The organism is Lysobacter sp. M15 (genome assembly GCF_022662515.1).
Lineage (GTDB): Bacteria > Pseudomonadota > Gammaproteobacteria > Xanthomonadales > Xanthomonadaceae > JAKPBU01.
This window is the reverse complement of sequence record NZ_JAKPBV010000002.1, coordinates 129,962-144,434: the sequence shown is the minus strand read 5'-3', so window position 1 is coordinate 144,434 and position 14,473 is coordinate 129,962. Positions and strand designations below refer to the sequence as shown.

Below are 14,473 nucleotides of genomic sequence, written 5' to 3'. Positions count from 1 at the left end.
CAGGTGCGTTTTTGTGGCGCGTTGCGACGCCTTCATTGGCTCGGGTCCTGCAAGCCATCGCGGCGCGGAAACAGCAGCATCGCATCCCCGTACGAAAAGAACCGGTAGCGCTCGCGCACCGCATGTTCGTATGCGGCGAAGACACGCGCCTTGCCCGCGAATGCCGACACCAGCATCAGCAGCGTGCTTTCCGGCAGATGGAAGTTGGTCAGCAGCGCATCGACCGAATCGATGCGGTAGCCGGGAAAGATGAAGATGCTGGTCTCGCCCGCGAAGGGCTGCAGTTCGCCGTCGCGCAGCGCCGACTCCAGTGCACGCACCACGGTGGTGCCGACCGCGATCACGCGCGCACCGCGGGCGCGCGCCGCGCGCACCTGCGAAACCAGTTCGGCGCCGACGTTGATCCATTCGCTATGCATGCGGTGCTCGCGCACGTCATCCACGCGCATCGGCTGGAACGTCCCCGCGCCAACGTGCAGGGTCACGTGGCCGAACTCGATGCCTTTCTCGCGCAGCGCATCGAGCAGGGCGTCGTCGAAGTGCAGGCCCGCGGTCGGCGCCGCGACCGCGCCCACTTCGCGCGCGAACACCGTCTGGTAGCGCTCGGCGTCGTCCGCTCCGGGCTCGCGCCGGATATAGGGCGGCAGCGGTAGCCGACCTGCCCGCAGCAACCAGGACTCCAGCGCATCGTCCACCTCGAAGCGCAGGCGATAGAACTCGCCGTCGCGACCGAGCACTTCGGCGGCGCCGCCAGGATCCAGGGCGATCCGGCTTCCGGCCCTGGGCGATTTGCTGGCGCCGATCTGGGCGCGCGCCTCGTTGCCCGGCAGCAGGCGCTCGATCAGGATTTCGACCCGGCCGCCGCTGGCCTTGTGTCCGAACAATCGTGCCGGGATCACCCGGGTGTCGTTGAACACCAGCAGGTCGCCCGCCCGCAGCAGGTCCGGCAGGTCGCGCACGTGCAGATCGTCGAAGCCGCCCTCGTCCGGCGGCACCACCAGCAGCCGGCTGGCCGAGCGCTCCGGCAGCGGCGCCTGCGCAATCAGCGCCTCGGGCAACTCGTAGTGGAAATCGGATTTCTTCAAGACGGAAAAGAGGTGGATGCAGACGCGCGCGGGCCGACAATTGTAGGCGGGCGCACCGTGGGAGCGGCCTTGGCCGCTCCCACGGTCATGCGCTACCGCGCGAACTTGGTCGACAGCACGATCGAGGACGTGGTGCGTTCGACACCGTCGATCGCCCCGATCCGGTCGGTCAGCTCGTCCATTTCGCCCACGTTGCGCACCACGCCGACCGCGATCAGGTCCCAGCCGCCGCTGACCGATTGCAGGGTGCGGATCTCGGGCATCGCGCGCAGCTCGCGCACCACCTCGGCCATGCGCTTGGGCAGCACCATGATCATGATGTGGGCACGGATCAGGCCCTGCTCGAGATCGTCGGCGACGCGTACGGTATAGCCCTGGATCACGCCCTCGCGTTCCAGCCGGTCGATCCGGCTCTGCACCGTGGTCCGCGAGAGCCCCAGACGGCGTGCGATCTCGGCAGTCGGGGCGCGCGCATCCTCGCGCAGCAGCGAGAGCAGTGCCTCATCGGCGGGTGTGGGCTTCATTTGGACGAGAATAATCGTCGAATCGACGAAATTCCAGGCAAATCCGCACAAATCGGACCTACCAAACGCCGACAGATTCCCGATAATGGCTGGATGACCAATTGATCGCCGCGTGCCAGCACGCGCCGGGGAGCCACGATGACCGTTACCGAGAAACTCGCACCGCTACGCGCCCACGCGGGCCAGCGCCGCACCCAGGGCCTGGCCGACGCCGTCGTCGAGCGTTTCGCCGCCAGCCACCCCGACCTGGTCGACGCCATCGACGCGGCCGTGGCCGAGTACGCGCGCATCCGAGGCGAGTTCGCCGATCTGCTGGACCTGGATGAGGACGCGCAGGTGCGCGCGGTGCAGGCCGGCTACATCAATTTCTACCCCGAGGACGCGGTGAATCCGTACGTGTCCCTGGCCGCGCGCGGCCCCTGGCTGGTCACGCTCAAGGGCGCCGTGCAGTACGACACCGGCGGCTACGGCATGCTCGGTTTCGGCCACACGCCCGCGGCGGTGCTGGAGGCGATGGCGCGGCCGCAGGCCATGGCCAACATCATGACCCCCAACTTGTCGCAGCTGCGCTTCGAGCGCGCACTGCGCAGGGAAATCGGCCATGCACGCGCTACCGGCTGCCCCTACGTGAAGTTCATGTGCCTCAACTCCGGCTCCGAGTCGGTGTCGCTGGCCGCGCGCATCGCCGACGTCAACACCAAGCTGATGACCGACCCGGGCGGTCGCCACGCCGGACGCACGGTGAAGCGGCTGGTGGTCAAGGGCGCCTTCCACGGGCGCACCGAACGGCCCGCGCTGTATTCGGATTCCTCGCGCAAGACCTATCTGCAGCACCTGGCCAGCTATCGCGGCGAGGACAGCCTGCTCACCGTGGCGCCGTACGACATCGAGGCGCTGCGCCAGGTCTTCGCCGATGCCGACCGCAACGGCTGGTTCATCGAGGCGATGTTCCTTGAGCCGGTGATGGGCGAAGGCGATCCGGGCCGCAGCGTGCCGGTGCAGTTCTACGCCGCGGCGCGCGAACTCACCAGGGAGCACGGCGCGCTGTTCCTGGTGGATTCGATCCAGGCCGGCCTGCGCGCGAACGGCGTGCTGTCGATCGTCGACTATCCGGGTTTCGAGGGCCAGGAAGCGCCGGACATGGAGACCTATTCCAAGGCGCTCAATGCCGCCCAGTTCCCGCTGTCGGTGCTGGCCGTGGGCGAACTGGCCGCGGGCCTGTACCGCAAGGGCACCTACGGCAACACCATGACCAGCAATCCGCGCGCACTCGACGTGGCCTGCGCCACGCTGGCGCTGCTCACGCCGGAACTGCGCACCAATATCCGCGAACGCGGCAAGGAAGCCATCGCCAAGCTCGAGGCGCTGCAGGCCGAGACCGGCCTGATCACCAAGGTCCAGGGCACCGGCCTGCTGTTCTCGTGCGAACTGACCCGCGATTTCAAGGGCTATGGCGCCGGATCGACCGAGGAATGGCTGCGCGAACGCGGCTTGGGCGTCATCCACGGCGGCGAGAATTCGCTGCGCTTCACCCCGCACTTCGCCGTGACCAGCGCGGAGCTGGACCTGGTCTTCGACCTGGTCAAGCGCGCACTCCTCGAGGGCCCGCGCCAGCGGCAGGCCGCCGCCGCGTAGTGGGACCCGCGCGCGGCGCGCGCCTCGCCTCATTCGCGCGTAGTGGAAATCGCCGCGTGTCCGCACGGGGCGGTAAAGTCGCGGCATGAAAGTCGTCGAGTGCCGTCACCCGCTGCTGCAGCACAAGCTCGGCCTGATGCGCCGCGCCGACAGCAGCACCAAGACCTTCCGTGAGTTGGCGGCGGAAGTGGCGATGCTGCTCACCTTCGAGGCGACCGCAGATCTCGCGCTGGAAGACGGCGAGGAAGCCGGCTGGGCCGGTCCGGTGCCGGTACGCCGCATCCACGGACGCAAGCTGACCCTGGTGCCGATCCTGCGCGCGGGCCTGGGCCTGCTGCCCGGTGTCCTGCAGATGATCCCCGCGGCCAAGGTGAGCGTGGTCGGCATGCGCCGCAACGAGCGCACGCTGACGCCGGAGCCCTATTACGACAACTTCGTCGGCAGCCTCGCCGACCGCACCGCACTGGTCCTGGACCCGATGCTGGCCACCGGCGGCACCCTGATCGCGACGCTCGACCTGCTCAAGTCCTCCGGCTGCACCCGCATCAAGGCCCTGTGCCTTGTGGCCGCGCCCGAAGGCCTGCGCGCGCTGGAAGCCGCGCATCCCGAGGTCGAGGTCTATACCGCCGCTGTCGATGAGCGGCTGGACGAACGTGGCTACATCCTGCCCGGGCTGGGCGACGCGGGCGACCGCATCTTCGGCACCCGGCCCGGCTAGGGCCCAGGGCCCGGCCATCGCCTCAGTGCCGGCGCCTGGTCCCGCGCCGCCGCCGGATCAGGGCGAGCAGCGCGAACACGAGCAGTGCACCGGCCCCGACCGGGAGCAGATAGCGGTGCGCGGTTTCCCGCCCCGCCAACGCCGGATCCCGAGCGGGCGCGGCACCGGCATCCGCGACGGCGGCACCGGGTTTCAGCACCCAGACCGCATTGCGCAGCGCAACCCGGCCCGCCAGGGGCGGCAGCGTCATTTCATGCCAGGTAATGCGCAGGTCCCCGATCTGCGGATCCAGCGGGTTTTCGGCGCTACCCAAGCCATCGCCCTCGGGCTGGAACGTGGCCGAAAGGTTTCCGGGCAGGGCCGAGAATCCCGGCCTGAAGCCGCGCCACTGCCCCAGCGCCTTGAGCACGTCCTCGTCCACCGGCCTGCCATCCACCGTGACACGCGGGGCGATCCAGTAGCGGGTTTCGATCGGGAACCCGCCCGGGTTCGCATGCCGGGCATCGAATCCCGATGAATCGACCGGCTCAGATGTCCAGACCCTGGCGTAGCCGGCGCCCTGCCTGCGCCACTGCAACATCTCGACCCGGCGCTGCAGGCCGAACTGGCGGGTGGAAACGCCGAATTCCGCGTCGCGCAGCCGCTCCGCCGCGACCGGTTCGCCCTGCGGTACCGGTTCCTGGGCCGCGGCGATGCCTGCGAAGGCAAGCAACCCGGCCGCGAGGCCCGCCCTCATGCGGCCAGCGGCCTGGCGTGCAGCGCGGGCACCTCGTGCGCGGTGCCGAAGCGGCCCTTCGCATCGCGCGTGACCTGCGCCAGCGCGCAGCCCGGGTCGTGGGTGAAGAACAGATGCACGTTGCGCGCCTGCTTGTCTTCCAGGAACTCGCGCTTCTCGTCGATCAACAGCTCTGCGTTGCGGTCGTAGCCCATCGTGATAGGCACGTGCACCCACGGTCGTCCGGGGATCAGGTCGGCGCAGAACACCACTCCGCCATGCGATTCGCCGTTCACGCGCTCGGGCCCCACGATCTCCGACAGCATCAGCCCTGGGGTGTGCCCGTCGCTGAAATGGAAGCGCACCGCCTCGCCGAGCGCCTCCGAGTGGGTGCTGTCGACGATTTCCAGCCGCCCGCTCGCCTTGAGCAGCGCCGGCAGTTCCGGAATGAAGCTGGCGCGGTCGCGCGGATGCGGCGCGCACGCGCGATCCCAGGCGGCGGCGCTCACCACGAACGTGGCATTGGGAAACAGCAGCTGCGGCGCCGCACCCTCGCGCCATGGCGCGAGCAATCCGCCGGCATGGTCGAAATGCAGATGCGATAGCACCACCACGTCGATGTCCTCGTGCGAGAAGCCCGCTTGGGCCAGCGAGTCCAGCAGGACGTGGCGATCCTCGACCACCCCGTAGCGCTGGCGCAGGTCCGGCGGGAAGAACGCACCGATCCCGGTTTCGAACAGCACCGTCTTGCCGTTCAGCGGACTCGCCAGCAGCGCGCGGCAGGCCAGGTCGATGCGATTGGCATCGTCCGCGGGAGACCATTTCGACCACATCGCCCTGGGTGCGTTGCCGTACATGGCGCCACCGTCGAGCTTCTGCGAGTTGCCGAGAATGGACCAGAGCTTCATGCGCCGATTCTACGCCCGACGACCGCTGCGGGGCCGCTCCGGGACCACGCGGAGACGCACGTTCTTCCATCGGGGCCCTGTTGCGCTCCGACGACCGGATTCACCAGGACCAGACGGCCACCGCAACTGCCAGAAGGAGGGACATCGCGCAACGGGTGATGTCCCCACGGCGCAGTTTGCGTGTCGGGCCCTCGCAGAGCCGGGTGGATGCGGATTCCCGGCGTCCCACGTTGTAGACGTACCGGACATTCGCCGAATGCAGCAACTCGCCGCCTTCGTCGTCGCTGCCGTCGTCGCCCACGAATGCGCACGATCCGGCCTCTGGCAACCCACTCGCGCGAGGCAGGCCGAGACGGATGCTCCGCAACTGCAACAGCGCAAGTCCGGTGAGGATCAGCGTCACAACGAAGCAAACGATCGCGGTCCTGGTCATGCCGACGACCAGACCCCGATTACGGATTACTGTTGATCCGCCGAAACATAAAACACGAATGCACCGCCCGAAATCTCGGGCGCCGCGACCCGGATCGCCACTTCCGCGCCATCGGTCGGCAGGACGCCCTCACCTACCGCGTCCGGCTGGCCTTGCAAGCGCAAACGGCTCAGTCGCCAGCCCTTGATGGCCAGCCGCGCCGGCCTGTCCGGCGGTAGTCGCAGCCGCGCGTCGAGATCTTTCGGTCGGACGACGTTGCGGCCGCCGGCGTCGTCCAGATCGTCCTGCTCGAAGGCCAGCAGCGGCTGGCCGTCGGCCTCCACCGTGAAGCGCCAGTCGGTGGTGCCGGGCGAGCCGTCGTCCTGGACCGCGATCCGGTCCAGCACGACGCGCAGGCGCACCGGCCCGCTGGGAGTCGCCGATGGCGCCGGCGCGCTGGCGGTGCCTGCCGTTTCGGGACCGGCCGATGCGGAGGACGCCGGCGTCGGCGCGACCGTCGGCAGCACATCGCGGCCTTTTTCGCGCAGCTCCAGCAGATTGCCCAGCAGCGTGGTCAGGGCCACCAGGAACACGACTCCACCGGCCAGTTTGGCCGGAAGCTGCTGGAACCAGGGCTTGTGCTCTTCGCGCTGCGCTGGACGCTGGTGCAGGCGATCGGCGCGATCGCGCGCGGCGCTGCGCCAGGCCTCGGCGGAGCGATCGGCTGGTGGCTCGCCTTCGCCAGGTGGTTTGGAAGGGGGATCGGGGTTCATCGTCGTTCCTGCGGTCGGGCGCGGACACGTTCGGCCCGCCTGTCGCCGCGCCCGGATGTTGCCAGAAGCCGCGTTTACCCGGCGACGCGATGGTCTATCGGGGCGGCGCCAGCACCGCCGCCTTGCCCACGCTGTTGCGCGGGTCGCTGCCGCCCTGCAGGGTGTTGTTCGTCCGGTCCCATTCCACCGTCTGCAGATTGCCCCAGACGTGACTGGAGCCGCGGCCGCCTTCGGCCTCCTGCGGTGGGAGCTTGAGCGCATGCCCCATGGCCTGCAGCGCCTGCGCCACCTCGGCGGTGAACGTGCCCGATTCCGCCTCGATCACGTCCGGCAGCCACTGGTGGTGGTAGCGCGGCAATGCGGCCACCTCCTGCGCGCTGAGCCCCGCGTCGTAGCCGAGGATGCCGAGCAGGACCATGGTGATGATGCGGCTGCCGCCGGGTGTGCCAAGCACCGCGACCTTGTCCTTCGATTCCATGAAGGTCGGGGTCATCGAGCTGAGCATCCGCTTGCCCGGCTTCGGCGCATTGGCCTCGAAGCCCATCACGCCGAAGGCGTTGGGCGTACCCGGTTTGAGCGCGAAGTCGTCCATCTCGTCGTTGAGCAGGACACCGGTGCCGGGCGGGATCAGACCCGAACCGAACAGCAGGTTCACCGTCTGCGTGCCCGCGACGCGATTGCCCTCGGCGTCGATGATCGAGAAGTGCGTGGTCTCCTCGTCCTCCAGCGGCGTCGGCGTGCCGGCGAGCAGATCGCTTGGCGTCGCCTTCTCCGGATGGATGGTGGCGCGCAGCCCGGCCGCATAGTCCGCGCTGGTCAGCAGCCGCTGCGGCACCTCGACGAAGTCGGGATCGCCCAGGTAGAAGGTGCGGTCGTGGAAGGCGCGGCGCATCGCTTCGACCACCAGATGGGTGCGGTGTGCGGCATCGAGCTTGTGCAGGTCCCATGGCTCCAGGACCTGCAACATCTGCGAAAGCGCGATCCCGCCCGACGAGGACGGCGGTGCCGTGGTGACGTTCCAGCCGCGGTACTCGAAACGGACCGGTTCGCGCTCGCGCACCTGGTACCCGGCCAGTTCGCCCGGGGTCCATTCGCCGCCCTGCGCGTTGACGCCGGCCACCAGCTTCTCCGCGACATCGCCCTTGTAGAAGCCATCGAAGCCGCGCTCCGCGAGCAGTTCCAGCGTGCGCGCCAGGTCGGGCTGCCTGAATACATCGCCTTCCGTTGGCGCCGCACCGTTGGCCAGAAATACCGCGCGCGTGCCGGGATAACGCTCCATCACCTTGCGCTTGGCCGCATAGCCGCGTGCGAATCGCGCGTACACCGGGAAGCCGTCGCGGGCGATGCGGATCGCCGGCGCCAGCGTCTGCTCGAGCCTCAGCCGGCCATACCTGGTTTGCAAATGAACCAGCCCGGCCGGCAGCCCCGGGATGCCGGCCGACCACGGGCCGTTCTGGGCGCGGTCCTCGTCCAGTTCGCCATCCGCGGTCAGGTACTTTTCCGGCGTTGCCGCCTTGGGCGCGATTTCGCGGGCGTCGACGAAGACATCTTTCCCGGACTTCGCGTCGTGCAGCAGGAAAAACCCGCCGCCTCCCAGGCCGGAGCTGATCGGTTCCACCACGGACAGCACCGACGACACCGTGACCGCGGCGTCGAAGGCGTTGCCGCCGGCGCGCAGGGTCTCGAGACCGGCGTCGGTGGCGAGCGCGTGCGCGGAGGCGATTGCGGCACCGGGCGGCCTGGCCGATGGAGGAGATGCAGAAGCCTGCGCCGGACGCGTATCGCGAGCGCTCGCTAGCGTCGGCAACAGCAGCGCCACGAGCAGGATGGCGAGGACCCGGGCGCATCCGGCCGTGCGCGTTGACTGGCTCATGCAGCGTTCTCCTGCAGCCGCTGCAGCTTGGCCAGCAGCGCTTCCTGCGATTCGGGATGCTCGGGATCCGGATCGATGCATTCCACCGGACACACCGCCACGCACTGCGGTTCGTCGTAATGGCCGACGCATTCGGTGCACAGCGCCGGATCGATCACGTAGATGGTTTCGCCCTGCGTGATCGCCTTGTTCGGGCAGACCGGCTCGCAGACGTCACAGTTGACGCAGAGTTCGTTGATCCGGAGCGACATGCGCCCATTGTAGAGCCTGCCCCGGATTCGATCCGATTGCCTGGGGCGCGACCGTTGTGGGGCGGTCGCGCCCGGATCCCGCCGCTGGCGGAAGAAACGATACGCGTACCCGCGTCTTACTTGGCCTCGACGAACACGTAGTCCACGCCAGCCGGCGTGACCGCGGCCTTGACCCGCTCGTTGTCGGCGGCACTGCCGATGAACAGCACTTTGACGCCCTTCATGCTGTTGGGCTCGACGGTCTTGAACGATTCCACCACCAGGTCCGCGACTTTCGTCGAGGAATGTCCGCCATAGGCCAGCAGGTTGCCGGAGATGATGCCGCGGGCCACATCCATCCTGGCCTTCTCGAGCAGGCGCTCGTACTGGTCGGCGAAGTCCGGCAGCGATTCGGACGGCACCATGTACACGAAGGGCTGGTTCTGGATCCCGTCCATGTTGCGCCCGACCACGTCCTGGAGGTAGTTGAGCCAGGCCTGGCGATCGTCGGTCGTGGGTGCGCTCATCGGCGCCTTCACGGTCTCCTTGGGCGCCTCCTCCTTCTTGCACGCCGCGAACGGCAGTGCCAGACAGGCGATCAGCATGAAGCGGTTGAGGATGTTCATTGCGGGCTCCCGGTGGGTGCGAAAAGGTGACGACTGGGCTGGCTATGCCTTGCGATTGTCGGCGCGCTGCCATTCGGCTTGCAATGCCCGCGCCACTGCCGGCGGCACGAAGGCGGAGACGTCCCCGCCCAGGCGCGAGATTTCGCGGACCAGCGAAGATGAAATGAAGCCGTATTTCTCCGCCGGCGTCATGAACAGGGTCTCGACGTCCGGAATGAGATGCCGGTTCATGCTGGCCAGTTGGAATTCGTATTCGAAATCCGACACCGCGCGCAGTCCACGCAGCAGCACGCCGCCGCCGACCTCGGCGACGAAATGCGCGAGCAGCGAGTTGAAGCCACGGACCTCGACGTTCGGGAATCTCGCGAGCGCCTCGCGCGCGAGCCCAACCCGCAGCTCGAGCGGTAGCGCCGGGCCCTTGGCCGGGCTTTCGGCCACGCCGATGATCATGCGCTCGAACAGCGGCGCGGCGCGGTCGACCAGGTCGACGTGACCGTTGGTGATCGGATCGAAGGTGCCGGGATAAACGGCGATACGGGTGCGGGCAGCGCTCATGCGTCGGGGATTGGCGCCGTCGGCGTGGGGTCGGGCGCGAGTGTAACGGCCTCGCTGGCGGGCCGCACGCGTCGATACAGTCCGTAGCGCACCTCACGGGTGCGCCCTTCGCGGTGGGGCTGCCAGGCAGGCCCAGGCGCCGTCGCCCCCTGCGCCGGCGTCTCCAGGTAGAGCCAGGCGTCATCGGCCAGCCATGGAGGCAGCCGCTCCAGCACGCGCGGCCACAGTTCCGCATCGAACGGCGGATCCACGAACACCAGGTCGAAGCGTCCATGCAGCGGTGCCTGCAGCCAGGCCAGCGCGTCGGCCTGGACGATGTGGATGCGCTCGCCTGCTTTCAGCCGGTCTGCGGTACCGCGCAGTGTCCGGACGATGCCGGGCTCCCGTTCGACCAGCAACACCTCGCGCGCGCCGCGCGACGCCGCTTCGAACCCGAGCGCACCGCTGCCCGCGAACAGGTCCAGCACGCGCGCGCCGGCGATCTTCGGCTGCAGCCAGTTGAACAGGGTTTCGCGCACACGGTCCGAGGTGGGCCGCAGACCATCGAGGTCGGCCACGGGCAGGCGCGTCCCGCGCCATTCCCCGCCGATGATGCGCACCGCGCCCGCGCTGCCGGAACGGCGTGGCTTCATTCTGGGCGCTCGTACCACGGTGATACCATGCGGTCCATTCTCCATCATCGTCCGGCGCATGGTCAGCTGGTTCCGACGCAAGAAGCCCGACGCCGCCGCGCCCGCCCCTTCCGCAGAACGTCCCGCAAGCGATGCCCCCAGCGGTATCGATGCGCAGGACACCGGATCCGATGCGACCGCGCTGGCGTCCGATGCTCCACCTGCCGCGGCTGCGGCAGCGCCCGGACGTCAGGGCTGGCGCGAACGCCTGCGCGGCAGCCTGTTCGCGCGCAGTTTCGGCGGCGTGTTCTCCGGCAATCCGCGTCTCGACGACGCCCTGCTCGACGAGATCGAAACCGCGCTGCTCACCGCCGATGTGGGCGTGACCGCGTCGACCGCGATCGTCGAGGACCTGCGCAAGCGGATGAAGGCGCGCGAGTTCAGCGACGCCGCCGCATTGCTGGGCGCGCTGCGCGCCGATCTGATCGACATGCTGCGACCGGTCGCCGTGCCGCTGCGCTTTCCGGCGGACGTGAAGCCGTTCGTGCTGCTCACCGTTGGCGTGAACGGCGTGGGCAAGACCACCACGATCGGCAAGCTGGCGCGTCGCTACCGCGACGAAGGCCGCAGCCTGATGCTGGCAGCTGGCGACACGTTCCGCGCCGCGGCGGTGGCACAGCTGCAGGCCTGGGGCGCGCGCCATCAGGTGCCGGTGATCGCGCAGGGCCAGAACGCCGACGCGGCATCGGTCGCCTACGACGCGCTGCAGGCCGCCCAGGCCCGCGGCGTGGAGGTGCTCATCGCCGACACCGCCGGGCGTCTGCATACCCAACAGGGACTGATGGCCGAACTCGGCAAGATCCGCCGGGTGCTCGCCAAGCTCGATCCCGCCGCGCCTCACGAAGTGCTGCTCGTGGTCGATGGCACCACCGGCCAGAACGCGGTTTCGCAGCTGCGCCAGTTCCATGCGGCGGTCGGCGTCACCGGACTGGTGGTCACCAAGCTCGACGGCACCGCCAAGGGCGGCGTGGTGTTCGCGCTGGCGCGCGAATTCGGCATTCCGATCCGCTATGCCGGCATCGGCGAGCAGCCCGAAGATCTGCGCGAATTCGATCCGGTCGCCTTCGTCGATGCGCTGCTGCCGCCCCGCGAGAGCTTCGGCAACGGGAATGCGTAGCGCGACACATCGCGCCCGCAGATGTCTTCCCGCATTCGCGATCCCGACGCCATGAACGTGCCTGCCGCCGCGGCGCGAAGGAAGCACAGGCTGACCCTCGGGCTGGGCGCGCTGGCCATACTGGCCTTGCTGCTCGCGCTCTCGCTGCGGGTGATGCTGCGGCCCGAGAACGTCACCCGCCTGATCCTGCGACAGGTCGGCAACGCGCTGGGCTTGGAGATCACCGCAACCGGCATCGGCGAATACCGGCTGCGTGGCACGCCGCAGCTGATCGTGCGCGATGTCGTTGCGCGCTCGCCTGGCGCGAAGACCGCATTGCTCCGCGCCGAGCGCATCGCCATCGCGGTGCCGTGGGCGACGCTCCGCTCGCGCGGCGCACTGCTGGAGGTCTCGCGTGTCGAACTCGATGCACCGGTGCTCGAACTGCGCGCACTGCAGGACTGGATGGCGACACGTCCGCCCGGCAAGACCAGGATTCCCACCCTGACCGATGGCCTGGCCGTCACCCGCGGCCGGGTCGACGGCGATGGCTGGCGTATCGACGGAGTCGAAGTCGACCTGCCGCGGCTGCACCCGGAGCAGCCGGTCAATGCCCGCGTGGCCGGCCGCTATCTGGATCCGCCGACGTCGATCGCCTTCGATCTCGACGTGGCGCTGACCCGACCGACCAACCACGTCGGCGCGGCGGCAATCGGCGCGATTACGTTCGCGCGCGACGACTGGCGACTTCCCGCACGCGTCAGGCTGTCCGGCCCCATGCACCTGGGCGGCGAACTCGCTGGCGGCAGAAAACAGGTGCTGCGCATCACCCCGGTCCGCCTGGCCATGTCGGCGGTCTACGAATCCGGTACATCCGCCGCATCCGACCGGCTGCCATTTGTGCTCGGCGTACACGGGCCCCTGCGCTTCGATGGAGCCACCTGGACGCTGGCACCGGTCGGTGTCGCGCTGCGTGGCGAGGGTGTATTGCCGACGCTGGATGCGCGTGGTGCGATCGCATCCGGTCGCCGGCTGGTCATCCGGCTCGCCGGGCAGCTGCCCGGATGGAAGGACGCCTGGCCGGCGCTGCCGCCGCCGATCGGACAGTCCGCTTCGCCGCTGCCGTTCCGGCTCGGCTACTCCGGCAAGGCCGATGCCAGCGATATCACGACCCTGCGCCTGCTCCGCGACGACACCCGATTCGACGGACGGTTCCGCCTGCCCCAAGTGTTGGCCTGGATGAAGGCTGCACGCGCCGGCTCGCCGATCCCGCCGCTCGACGGCACCATCACGGCGCCACGCCTGGAGATCTCCGGCGCGCAGCTGCACGGCGTGGAAGTGGAGATCGACGATCCGGACGTCGAGGGATCGCCGTGACCCTTTGGCCGCAGTATTCGGATACGCCTCGCGATCGCCCGCGCCTTCGTCCGCAGCATCGCCGCCGACGTCGCCTCCGATGAGCAAACCACGCAAAACCGGCGCAAAGCCTTCGACTTCCGTTCGGGATGCGTCGACCGGGGCACCCGACGAAACATCAAGCGGTTTCGCCGCGAAGCTCCTCGCCTGGTTCGACATCCACGGCCGCCACGACCTGCCCTGGCAACATCCGCGCACGCCATATCGGGTGTGGCTGTCGGAAATCATGCTGCAGCAGACCCAGGTGCGGGTGGTGATCCCCTACTTCGAACGCTTCGTCGCCACCCTGGCCGACGTGCGCGCGCTCGCCACCGCGCCGCTCGACGAGGTGCTCGCGCTGTGGTCGGGCCTGGGCTACTACGCGCGCGCCCGAAACCTGCATGCGGCTGCGAAATTGTGCGTGGAACGCCATGGTGGCGAGCTGCCGCGCGATCTCGATGCGCTGATGCGCCTGCCCGGCATCGGCCGCAGCACCGCAGGCGCGATCCTGTCGCAAGCCTGGGGCGACTCCTTCCCGATTCTCGACGGCAATGTCAAACGCGTGCTGAGCCGCGTGTTCGGCGTGGACGGCTGGCCGGGAACCCCGACGATCGAGAAGCGCTTGTGGACGATCGCCGGATCGCTGCTGCCCGATGCGCGCCTGGCCGACTACGCCCAGGCGCAGATGGATTTCGGCGCGACCCTGTGCACGCGCCATGAACCGGATTGCGTCCTGTGCCCACTGCAGGACGACTGCGTGGCGTTGCGCGAGGGTCGCGTGGCCGAACTGCCCACGCCCAGGCCCGGAAAGCCACTGCCGCAACGTCATGCGATCGTGCTGCTGCTGCGCGACGCACACGGACGGATGCTGCTGCAACGCCGCCCACCCACCGGCATCTGGGCCGCGTTGTGGTCGCTGCCGGAGGCGGAAGATGCCGCGAGCGCCCGCGCCTGGTTCGAAGCCCGCGTCGACGCCGACTACGACTCGATCGCCGCACTCGAACCGATCGCGCACGGCTTCACCCACTATCGCCTGCAACTGCAGCCGCTGGCGCTCGCCGGCGTCGGGCTGCGCGCGCGAATCGCCGACGACGACAGCCTGCGCTGGTTCGCCCCTGCGGATCTGTCCTCACTGGGCATTCCCGCCCCGATTCGCAAGCTGCTGCAGGCCACGCTGTAGGAGCGCCGCGTCGGCACGACGGGCACGATCGGGGCGCAACCCTCGTGCGACCCATACCCGGCGCATCCCGCATGCAG

Annotated in this window: 16 protein-coding genes; 5 read left to right on the top strand and 11 right to left on the bottom strand. The window is 69.0% G+C overall.

Annotated elements, in window-relative coordinates; genetic code table 11:
* Positions 1-32: 32 nt before the first annotated feature.
* Positions 33-1,085, bottom strand: a complete 1,053-nt coding sequence (gene queA, locus MC380_RS01475) for a tRNA preQ1(34) S-adenosylmethionine ribosyltransferase-isomerase QueA (protein ID WP_242162613.1) — start codon at positions 1,083-1,085, stop codon at positions 33-35.
* Between the two features lie 92 nt (positions 1,086-1,177).
* Entirely contained in the window at positions 1,178-1,609 is a 432-nt protein-coding gene (locus MC380_RS01470; protein WP_242104446.1) for an Lrp/AsnC family transcriptional regulator, read from the bottom strand.
* Positions 1,610-1,747: 138 nt separating this feature from the next.
* On the opposite strand from MC380_RS01470, the gene MC380_RS01465 reads away from it, so the two are divergent.
* Together MC380_RS01465 and upp are read left to right on the top strand one after the other, a co-directional pair.
* Positions 1,748-3,244: an aminotransferase class III-fold pyridoxal phosphate-dependent enzyme gene (locus MC380_RS01465; RefSeq protein WP_242162611.1), complete on the top strand. Its 1,497-nt coding sequence runs from the start codon at positions 1,748-1,750 to the stop codon at positions 3,242-3,244.
* 85 nt (positions 3,245-3,329) lie between these two features.
* The gene (upp, locus tag MC380_RS01460; protein WP_242104448.1) at positions 3,330-3,962 is read left to right on the top strand and encodes a uracil phosphoribosyltransferase; all 633 of its coding nucleotides are present in this window, start codon (positions 3,330-3,332) and stop codon (positions 3,960-3,962) included.
* A 22-nt stretch (positions 3,963-3,984) separates the two neighbouring features.
* Here the strand turns inward: upp and MC380_RS01455 are convergent, their stop codons facing one another.
* From MC380_RS01455 to rsmD, 9 genes are all read right to left on the bottom strand, one after another.
* Positions 3,985-4,698, bottom strand: coding sequence for a TMEM43 family protein (locus MC380_RS01455; protein WP_242104449.1), 714 nt, complete (start codon positions 4,696-4,698; stop codon positions 3,985-3,987).
* Positions 4,695-5,585, bottom strand: coding sequence for an MBL fold metallo-hydrolase (locus tag MC380_RS01450; protein ID WP_242104450.1), 891 nt, complete (start codon positions 5,583-5,585; stop codon positions 4,695-4,697). Before MC380_RS01450 ends, MC380_RS01455 begins: the two co-directional genes overlap by 4 nt.
* Before the next feature lie 100 nt (positions 5,586-5,685).
* The gene (locus MC380_RS01445) at positions 5,686-6,018 is read right to left on the bottom strand and encodes a hypothetical protein (protein WP_242162609.1); all 333 of its coding nucleotides are present in this window, start codon (positions 6,016-6,018) and stop codon (positions 5,686-5,688) included.
* A 26-nt stretch (positions 6,019-6,044) separates the two neighbouring features.
* On the bottom strand, positions 6,045-6,770 hold the full coding sequence (locus tag MC380_RS01440; RefSeq protein ID WP_242162607.1) for a VirK family protein: 726 nt from the start codon (positions 6,768-6,770) through the stop codon (positions 6,045-6,047).
* A gap of 94 nt (positions 6,771-6,864) precedes the next feature.
* Positions 6,865-8,643, bottom strand: a complete 1,779-nt coding sequence (ggt, locus tag MC380_RS01435) for a gamma-glutamyltransferase (protein WP_242162605.1) — start codon at positions 8,641-8,643, stop codon at positions 6,865-6,867.
* Positions 8,640-8,894, bottom strand: coding sequence for a YfhL family 4Fe-4S dicluster ferredoxin (locus MC380_RS01430; protein ID WP_242104454.1), 255 nt, complete (start codon positions 8,892-8,894; stop codon positions 8,640-8,642). Before MC380_RS01430 ends, ggt begins: the two co-directional genes overlap by 4 nt.
* A gap of 116 nt (positions 8,895-9,010) precedes the next feature.
* Positions 9,011-9,499: a hypothetical protein gene (locus MC380_RS01425; protein ID WP_242104455.1), complete on the bottom strand. Its 489-nt coding sequence runs from the start codon at positions 9,497-9,499 to the stop codon at positions 9,011-9,013.
* A gap of 42 nt (positions 9,500-9,541) precedes the next feature.
* Entirely contained in the window at positions 9,542-10,054 is a 513-nt protein-coding gene (gene coaD, locus MC380_RS01420; RefSeq protein WP_242104456.1) for a pantetheine-phosphate adenylyltransferase, read from the bottom strand.
* Entirely contained in the window at positions 10,051-10,653 is a 603-nt protein-coding gene (gene rsmD, locus MC380_RS01415; RefSeq protein WP_242162603.1) for a 16S rRNA (guanine(966)-N(2))-methyltransferase RsmD, read from the bottom strand. The genes coaD and rsmD overlap by 4 nt, the downstream gene beginning before the upstream one ends.
* Between rsmD and ftsY the strand changes: the two genes are divergently transcribed.
* The 3 genes from ftsY (at position 10,535) to mutY (ending at position 14,396) form a co-directional block, all read left to right on the top strand.
* The gene (ftsY, locus tag MC380_RS01410; protein WP_242162816.1) at positions 10,535-11,842 is read left to right on the top strand and encodes a signal recognition particle-docking protein FtsY; all 1,308 of its coding nucleotides are present in this window, start codon (positions 10,535-10,537) and stop codon (positions 11,840-11,842) included. The two genes, rsmD and ftsY, sit on opposite strands and share 119 nt — an antisense overlap.
* Positions 11,843-11,863: 21 nt before the next feature.
* Entirely contained in the window at positions 11,864-13,198 is a 1,335-nt protein-coding gene (locus MC380_RS01405; RefSeq protein ID WP_242162601.1) for a hypothetical protein, read from the top strand.
* A gap of 79 nt (positions 13,199-13,277) precedes the next feature.
* Complete coding sequence (gene mutY, locus MC380_RS01400) at positions 13,278-14,396, top strand: A/G-specific adenine glycosylase (RefSeq protein ID WP_242162599.1); 1,119 nt, start codon at positions 13,278-13,280, stop codon at positions 14,394-14,396.
* The last annotated feature ends 77 nt before the right edge of the window (positions 14,397-14,473 follow it).